This window comes from Streptomyces sp. AK08-02 (assembly GCF_033795085.1).
GTDB classification, from domain to species: Bacteria; Actinomycetota; Actinomycetes; order Streptomycetales; family Streptomycetaceae; genus Streptomyces; species Streptomyces echiniscabiei.
The window spans coordinates 152491-160408 of record NZ_JARAZV010000023.1 but is presented as its reverse complement, the minus strand read 5'-3'; the positions used below and the strand labels follow the sequence as shown (position 1 = coordinate 160408).

Sequence of the window (7918 nt, the reverse complement as noted above, 5' to 3'; positions counted from 1 at the left end):
CTCCATGATCCACAGGTGCCGTGTTCATCTGCTTCCGGGGCCCGCCAGCATGATCAACCGGCCCAGGCCGGGGCGATCCGGGCAAACGCCGGGGCCCTGTCGTCAACCGGTTCGGTGGGGCGCACCACGGATACTTCCTGCCCAGTGAGGGCGACAGTGACATCGCCTACGCCCTCTTCTCGTTTCCCAGTTTCGCGGCGTACGAGCAGTACCGCACCGACAGCATGTCTGATCCGGAGTGTCAGGAGGCGTTCGAGTTGGCTCGGCGTACGCGTTGCATCAAGCGGTATGAACGGCGGTTTCTCAGGCCGCTCGACGGCGTTGCGTGAGGGCTGTCCCGCAGTGCCGCCCTCTCGTCTCGGTGAGTCGGTTCGACCGATGCCGTTCAGAGCGAGCGAGGGGGGCTGGGCAAGAAAGTCGGTCGACGTAGGTCAATGCGGTGCCCGATCATGCGTTCATGCCTCTGAGAGAGACCCTTGCCCGAGTCGATGCGGACCTGGCCGCCGGCCGGGTTCCCGTCGCGCGGCAGCGTTTGCGCGGCCTCGTCTCGTCGTTCCCGAGTGATCTGACGCTCCGTCGGCGTCTGGCCGAGGTGTACCGGCTCTACGACGACGCCGCCGAGGCCGGACGCTGGATGTACCTCGAAGAGGACCGTGATGCTGACGAGACGGCCGCCTTCGAGGCACGGTACGCCGCCAACGGGTGGCGGATGAAGGCCCTCGCCTGGCGCGGCCCCGAGGCGATGGCTGCCACCGCCTTCGCGGAGAGGCAGCTTGTCGCGGTGCGGAGTGTCTGCGCGGAGGAGTTGGGGTATCCCGTCGGCTGGGACGACTCGGCCTTCAGCCGGGACGGCCTGGGGAAGGAGTCCGAGGAGCCCTCCGGACCGTGGTCGGTGAGCGGTGTGCTGGCGGGGGTCGGCTGCCTGGTGGGAGCCCTTGCGTTTCTTGCGATCTGGGTGAACGGAGTCGTCGCCCTCTTCGACTGAGTCAGGTCACAGGGCCCGGTGAGGGGCACACCTCACCGGGCCGCCGGGTCGCCGGGCCACCCGGCCACCCCCTACCGCGCCGCCACCGCCCCGTCATACACATTCCCCGGCGTAACAACCCCCGTAACCGCCCGAGCCAGCAGCGTGGACGGCTCCTGCCCCCCGCTCGTGATGTCCGTGTTGATCATGATGACCAGGGTGGCCTTCTTCGACGGCAGATAGACCGTCACCGTCTCGTAGCCCGGGATGGAGCCGTTGTGGCCGATCCAGCCGTTGGCGTTGAAGATGCCTAGGCCGTAGCTGAGGCCGGGGTGGCTGGTTGGCAGGGTCTTGAGGCGTTCGGCCTGGGTCTGGGGGGTGAGCAGAGTCCCGGTGGCGACGATGGGGGCCCAGCGGCGCAGGTCGTGCAGGTTGGAGATCATCGACCCGGCCGCCCAGGCCCAGCTGGGGTTCCAGTCCGTGGCGTCGGCGACCACCCCGCTCAGCGTCTGGTTCGTGTAGCCGCGCGGATGCGGCTCGGGGAACTCGGCGCCCTGGGGGAGGAGGGTGTGGTCCAGGCGGGACGGCCGCAGCACCCGCCCGTCGATGAAGTCGGCGAGCCGCTGACCGCTGACCTTCTCGATGACCAGGCCGAGGAGGATGAGGTTGGAGTTGGAGTACTGGAACTGCGTCCCGGGCGCGAAGGTGTTCTTGTGCCGGAAGCCGTACGCGAGGACTTCCCGAGGGGTGAAGGAGCGCTGCGGGTCGCTCAGCAGGTCGTGGACGAAGTCGGGATCGGCGCTGTAGGGAAACAGGCCGCTGCGCATCTCGGCCAGGTGGCGCAGGGTGATCCGGTGACCGTTCGGTACGCCGTGGACGTAGCGGGAGATGGGGTCGTCCAGCCGGATCCGGTGGTCGTCGACGAGTTCGAGCAGCGCGGTGACCGTGAAGGTCTTGGTCTCGCTGCCGATCCGTACGAAGGAGTCGGCGGTCATCGGCCGGCGGGTGGCGGTGTCGGCGACGCCGGTCGCGCGGACGTAGCTTCCCTTGCCGGGCATCCACAGGCCGACGACGACACCGGGGATGTCGGCCTGTCGGCGGACGTCCTCGATCGCCTTGTCCAGGCGGGCGGTCACCTCGCGGCCGAGACCGCCCTGCGGGCAGTCGTCCGGATGGCGCCGGTTGTGCCGGTCTTGTTGGTCTTGTTGGTAGTGGCCCTCGTCGTGGCCGTCGACCCTCGTGGGCTGGACTGCCGCAGCCGGGGTCGCTGCCGTCGGGAACAGGGCGGCGCACGCGGCGAACAGCGTCGCGGCGAGCATCCGGCGGTGGGGGGTACGTCGCATCTGGGGTGCCTCTTCCGATCACGGGTTCGGGCTCGGACGGCAACATCACCATCGGCGACTCGTCGCGAAGGGACCCTTGTGATCGCGTACCGGCGAGTCCACTCGTTCGGCACTCGCACGGGATCGTGAGGCGGCGGGTGGGTGCTCCGAATGGCTCGTCGATGCGACAGGCGCCGGGGCAGGGCCTTCACTGGGAAGCATGTCCAGCCTTGATCAGGCGCCCGTCCGGCGCCTTCGCTCCGCTGCCGCACTGGGCTTGATCGCCGCCCTGACCTGCGGCGGCTGTACCGGTACGGGTACGGGCGCCGATACGGGTGCCGATGCCTCCGCCACCGTCCGTAAGGCAGCCGCGCGTACGTCGCCGCTGCCCACCGCCCCGCCGGCCCAGCCGCCGCCGAGGCTCACGCGGGCCCAGGTCGACGCCGCGGTGGAACGGCTCGACGGCGTCGTACGGGACGTCATGCGCAGGACCGGTGTGCCGGGGGTCGCCGTCGGTGTGGTCCATGACGACAAGGTGCTGTATCTGAAGGGCTTCGGTGAGCGAAAGGCCGGCTCGGAGGGCCGGGTCGGACCCGACACAGTCTTCCAGCTCGCCTCGGTCTCCAAGCCGGTCGCGTCGACGGTGGTCGCCGCGGCGGTGGGGGAGAAGACCGTCGGGTGGGACGACCCGGTCGTCAAGTACAGTCCCGGCTTCGCTCTCAAGGATCCCTGGGTCACCGGTCACGTCACGCTGGCCGACCTGTTCTCGCACCGCAGCGGGCTGCCCGACCACTCCGGGGACATCCTGGAGGATCTCGGCTACGACCGCTCGTACATCCTGGAACATCTGCGGTACGAACCGCTGGATCCGTTCCGGGCCAGCTACGCGTACACCAACTTCGGGCCGACCGAAGCCGCGGAGGCCGTCGCGCGGGCGGCGGGCACCAGCTGGGAGAAGCTGTCCGCCGACAAGCTGTACCGGCCGCTCGGCATGGACTCCACCAGCTCCTCCTTCGCCGACTACGAGAAGGCCGCGAACAAGGCCGTCACCCATGTGAAGCAGGGCGGCACCTGGCGGGCCGAGTTCGTACGGGACGCGGACGCGCAGAGCCCGGCGGGCGGGGCCAGCTCCACGGTCCGGGACATGACGAAGTGGCTGCGACTACAGCTCGGCAACGGGGAGTTCGAGGGGCGGCAGGTCATCGACGGCGACGCCCTGGACCAGACCCGCCTGCCGCACATCGTCTCCGGCCCGCCGCACACGCCGGCGGGCAGGACCGGGTTCTACGGGCTTGGCTGGAACGTCGGTTACGACGACGAGGGCAGGCTCAAGCTGGGCCACTCCGGGGCCTTCGCGATGGGTGCGGCCACCAACGTGACGCTGCTGCCCTTGGAGAACCTCGGCATCGTCGTCCTCACCAACGGCGAGCCCATCGGCGTACCGGAGGCGATCGCCACCACGTTCCTCGACACCGCGGAGACGGGCGGGCCCACTGTCGACTGGCTGACGTTCCTCGGCCCGATCATCAAGCAGGCGGCTGCGGGCGAACGTTCGGAGACCGACTACAGCAAGCCTCCGGGCCGGCCCGCATCCGCCCGGGACAACGGGGCCTACACCGGAACGTACGCCAACGACTTCTACGGGCCGATGAGCGTGAGCGCCAAGGGCGACGGCCTCGTGATGCAACTGGGCCCGAAGAAGCAGAAGTTCGCCCTGCGGCACTACGACGGCGACACCTTCAGCTATGCCACCACGGGCGAGAACGCCGTCGGCCTGTCCGGAGTGACCTTCACCGTCGGGGCCGACGGACGCGCCGGCAAGGTCCGGGTCGAGAACCTCGACACGAGCGGCCTCGGCACCTTCACCCGGCGATAGCCGGCGACCGAGGGTGTATGGCTATGGGGTGATGGCACCGTTCACCGCCATGTCGAAGCGGCCCTGGGTCTTGCCGTTGACCTTGAGTTGCTTGAGCCAGTGCTTCGACAGCTCGTGCAGGTGGATGTGCTGCCCCTCCCAGGGCATCGAGTGGCCGGCGCACTTCGCCGTGACCAGGATCTTGTGAGCCCCCGTGATGGCGTCATAGAGCGCGGGGACGTGGAAGTCGAGCGGGGAACCGGGGATGGGCGGTGTTGTGTTGGCGGTCGTGTCGTTCTCGCCGTGAATGATCAGCACGGGCACACTTCCGCCCAGGACGCCGCCCTGGCCCGCGGTGTCCTTGTTCCAGCCCCCCGACACGAAGTTCCGGTACCGGTTGGCTCCCGCCGGCTTGCCGTTCGGCTGCAGCTTGCCCCAGGTGCGGCCGATCGGGTCGTTTTCCATGAGGGCTTCCCACACGAAGTCGAGGATGCCGGGTTCACGCTGGCTCGTACAGGTCACCGGCACCTCTTTGGCCCAGGCCTTGTCGAAGCCGGCGTAAGTGAAGACGTGGGTGGGGAAGCCGGGCGCCGGCAGTGGCGGAGGGACGGCGAGACCGGCGGGCGGGAAGATCGGCGCGAGCAGGAACAGGCTCTCCACCTTCCCCGGATTCTTGATCGCGTACGGTCCCATCGCGAACGCGGCCGCCGACCAGCCGATGAACGCGACCTTGTAGACGTTGCGCAGGCTCCGGATGTAGTCGACCACCGTGCCCAACTCGTCCTGGTCGGTCTGGGAGTTGCTCAGTACGTAGGGGTAGGTCGCGGTGCGCGCGGGCGGGTACGCAAGCGGGGGGGAGATATCGACCTGCTGCTTGGGATTGACGTTGCACGGGTCCTCCATCCGGGGGCGGGGCGACCGGCCCGAGCCCTGGAGGTCCATCATGAAGACGTCGTACCCGTCCTGGGCGAGCGCCTGGGCCCAGCTGTACGTGGTGTGCTGGAGGTCGTAGCCGGCCAGCGCCGGCACGCTTCTGCCGTGCAGCATGAGGACGACCTTGCGGTTCGCGGGGGGACCGGAGGAGCCGTCGCGTTCGCGTACGAAGAGCTCGACCAGTTCGTCCTTGTTGGCGTCCAAGGTCGACTTGTGCTTGACCCAGTGGTCGGTCAGCTTGACAGACATGAGGGATCCTTCCGTTGGCTCGGGCAACGGGTCAGGTGGGCGGTAACCGTGATGGGAGCGCTCGTCGCTCGGTTCCCACTGAAGGTGGGTGCGCGTACGCGTACAGGTATGCGTACGCACAGGCATACGCGTGGCCGGTGAACGGGTCTACTGCTGCCGCTGTTCACAGACGGGACGCTCGGTTCCAGGAAGGTCTCCAGGGAGGTCTCCAGGAACGTGTCCGGGAAGGTTCTGCACGCTTTCTCTCACTTTGCACCCGCACCGGGGATATCGCATCCGTACGGAGGACGTGTGAGGCAGAGCCGCCGCGTTTACCCCCGGCGGCTACCTTGTCCGCCATGACGAGCACACCCCGGAGCGACCAGTCGCCCCGCATCTCCGACCAGCTCCACTCCCTCACCGGCAAGGTCGTCGTGATAACCGGCGCCGCCCGAGGCCAAGGTGCCGCCGAGGCACGGGCGTTGGCCCGAGCCGGAGCCACGGTGGTCGCAACAGACGTACGCCCGGACGGAGTTGAGGGCTGCCGGAAGCTGGACGTCTCCGAGGAGGCCGACTGGGCGGCTCTGGCCGCCGAACTCCGTGAGACGTACGGGCACGTCCACGGGCTGGTCAACAACGCAGGCGTCATCCAGCGGGACCGGCTCGGCACGGTCCGCCCGGAGGACTTCGCCTACGTGCAGTCGGTGAACACCACCGGGCCACTGCTCGGCATCCAGCACCTCACGCCCCTGATGCCGCCGGGCTCGTCGATCGTGAACGTCGGATCCTCCGCGGCGCTCACCGCGTACTACCCGGTGGCGTACACGGCCAGTAAGTGGGCCCTGCGCGGGGTGTCGAAGATCGCGGCAACGGAGTTGGGGCCGCGAGGTATCCGGGTCAACACGGTGCACCCGGGCTACATCGAGACGGAGATGACCGCGGCCGCCACCCCGGCGTTCCGGGAGGCGATGTTCCGCGAGACGCCGCTCGGCCGCAGCGGCACCGTCGACGACATCGCACCCCTCGTCGTCTTCCTCCTCTCCGACGCGTCCTCCTTCATCACCGGAACGGAGATCCCCGTGGACGGAGGCCTCACCGCGCACGGCGGAGTCAAGTCCGTCTCGGACGCGATGAGACCGTAGGCGTCTACAGTGTCGAAGGCGCCGGCCGGGGTAAGGGGCCTCTGCGGCAGCAGGGCAGGTCGGCCCCGAACGCGCAGAGAAACCGGGGACTTCGCGGCCGATGAGGATGGGGGCGTACGCGGCCCCGGCGACCCCCGGGCGGGGCTCTGGGCACAGTTCGCGAACCCTGGGTCGGCCGCCTCCGGGTAGGCGCTCAGTCACCCGCCCAGCCTCTCGGCAAAGAGCCTCTGACCTGGTGTTTTCCATGAACTCGCCTACGCTGGGGGTGTTCTGCGGGGCACCAGTGGGAGGGGACATCGTGAGTGAGGAAATCACCGAGTACGACGCCAGCCACATCCAGCTACTGGAGGGGTGGAAGGCCATCCGGAAGCGGCCCGGCATGTACATCGGCTCGTTGGGTGAGCGCGGGCTGCTCAACATGGTGTTCGAGGTCGCCGACCGGGCGGTGAACGAGTTGCTGGCAGGCCGTGCCGACTCTGTCGAGGTCACTCTCACGCCCGACGGCGGCGTGCGTGTCACCGATGACGGGCCAGAAACGCCAATCGACGAGGCGGGAGGCACTGGTGGTCCCGGACTCGAGGCCCTGCTGACCCAGATACAAGCAGCAACAGGACCCAGCGGCCGCCATGACGTGGCGCTCGGCCCCTTCGGTGTGGGGCCCTTCGTCGTCAACGCCCTGTCGCGCCGGATGACGGCCGAGGTGCGGCGCGAGGGCGTCCGCTGGGTCCAGGAGTACGCGCGCGGCGTGGCCGTCACCGAGCTCAGTGAGGCGGGGACAGCAACCGGCAGCGGGACAACCATCGCCTTCTGGCCCGACACCGACATCTTCGAGACCGGCGAATTCTCGTTCGACGCTCTGGCGGCGCGCTTCAGGGAACTGGCCTTTCTGAACCGGGCGTTGGACATCTCGCTTATCGACCGGCGGCCGGGCGAGTCCCGGTCGGCCCGGTTCCGGTTCCCGGGCGGTGCCCGGGACTTCGTCGCCTTCCTCGACACCGGGACAGCGGCGCCCGTTCTCACGGAGACCGTCGCCTTCGAGCTTGAGGACCCGCGGATGGCGGGAACGGTGGAGGTGGCCCTGCGTTGGTGCGGCTCTCATGAGGAGCGGATCCGTAGCTTCGCCAACAGCCGGCCCACTGTCGGAGGCACGCACGAACTGGGTTTCCGCGACGGGGTGGTGGCGGCGGTCGATGCGTACGCGCGTGAGCGGTTGCTGACAGAAACGGACCCCGGGCTTGACACCGATCGGATCGGCGAGGGTCTGACAGCCGTCGTGTCGGTGAAGCTGGACCATCCCGAATTCGAGGGCTCCACCCGCGGCGTGTTGGGCAACCCACAGGTACGGACCTGCGTGGGACAAGCAGTCCAGGAACACTTCGGTACGTGGCTGGAAGAGCACCCGGAACAGGCCTCGGCCCTCGTCGGTCGAATCCAGGGCACCCGCCGGTACTGAGCGAAGCAGACCGCCCGCGCC

6 protein-coding genes and 1 pseudogene are annotated in these 7918 nt (G+C 68.7%); 5 read left to right on the top strand and 2 right to left on the bottom strand.

Features of this window, described 5'->3' with window-relative positions; all coding sequences use genetic code 11:
• Window positions 1–95: 95 nt before the first annotated feature.
• Both PV734_RS39085 and PV734_RS39080 read left to right on the top strand, forming a co-directional pair.
• Window positions 96–329 (top strand): annotated as a pseudogene (locus PV734_RS39085) (NIPSNAP family protein); the annotation flags it as partial.
• A gap of 128 nt (window positions 330–457) precedes the next feature.
• Window positions 458–985, top strand: a complete 528-nt coding sequence (locus PV734_RS39080; protein WP_319294158.1) for a DUF6584 family protein — start codon at window positions 458–460, stop codon at window positions 983–985.
• A 71-nt stretch (window positions 986–1056) separates the two neighbouring features.
• Here PV734_RS39080 and PV734_RS39075 read toward each other — a convergent pair whose 3' ends face one another.
• Window positions 1057–2307, bottom strand: a complete 1251-nt coding sequence (locus tag PV734_RS39075; RefSeq protein ID WP_319294156.1) for a serine hydrolase domain-containing protein — start codon at window positions 2305–2307, stop codon at window positions 1057–1059.
• A gap of 199 nt (window positions 2308–2506) precedes the next feature.
• Here PV734_RS39075 and PV734_RS39070 point away from each other — a divergent pair, with 199 nt between their 5' ends.
• Window positions 2507–4162 (top strand): serine hydrolase, encoded by a 1656-nt coding sequence (locus tag PV734_RS39070; RefSeq protein ID WP_319294155.1) that lies wholly within the window; start codon window positions 2507–2509, stop codon window positions 4160–4162.
• Window positions 4163–4183: 21 nt separating this feature from the next.
• On the opposite strand, the gene PV734_RS39065 is transcribed toward PV734_RS39070, so the two are convergent.
• Window positions 4184–5323 (bottom strand): alpha/beta fold hydrolase, encoded by a 1140-nt coding sequence (locus PV734_RS39065; RefSeq protein ID WP_319090286.1) that lies wholly within the window; start codon window positions 5321–5323, stop codon window positions 4184–4186.
• A gap of 338 nt (window positions 5324–5661) precedes the next feature.
• Between PV734_RS39065 and PV734_RS39060 the strand changes: the two genes are divergently transcribed.
• Together PV734_RS39060 and PV734_RS39055 are read left to right on the top strand one after the other, a co-directional pair.
• Window positions 5662–6444 (top strand): SDR family oxidoreductase, encoded by a 783-nt coding sequence (locus PV734_RS39060; protein ID WP_319090285.1) that lies wholly within the window; start codon window positions 5662–5664, stop codon window positions 6442–6444.
• Window positions 6445–6742: 298 nt separating this feature from the next.
• On the top strand, window positions 6743–7897 hold the full coding sequence (locus tag PV734_RS39055; protein WP_319090283.1) for an ATP-binding protein: 1155 nt from the start codon (window positions 6743–6745) through the stop codon (window positions 7895–7897).
• Window positions 7898–7918: the final 21 nt, after the last annotated feature.

Bases quoted from the DNA above. Each gene is read 5' to 3' on its own strand.
- PV734_RS39075 (WP_319294156.1), bottom strand. From the start codon at position 2,307: ATGCGACGTACCCCCCACCGCCGGATGCTCGCCGCGACGCTGTTCGCC.
- PV734_RS39070 (WP_319294155.1), top strand. From the start codon at position 2,507: ATGTCCAGCCTTGATCAGGCGCCCGTCCGGCGCCTTCGCTCCGCTGCC.
- PV734_RS39080 (WP_319294158.1), top strand. From the start codon at position 458: ATGCCTCTGAGAGAGACCCTTGCCCGAGTCGATGCGGACCTGGCCGCC.
- PV734_RS39065 (WP_319090286.1), bottom strand. From the start codon at position 5,323: ATGTCTGTCAAGCTGACCGACCACTGGGTCAAGCACAAGTCGACCTTG.
- PV734_RS39060 (WP_319090285.1), top strand. From the start codon at position 5,662: ATGACGAGCACACCCCGGAGCGACCAGTCGCCCCGCATCTCCGACCAG.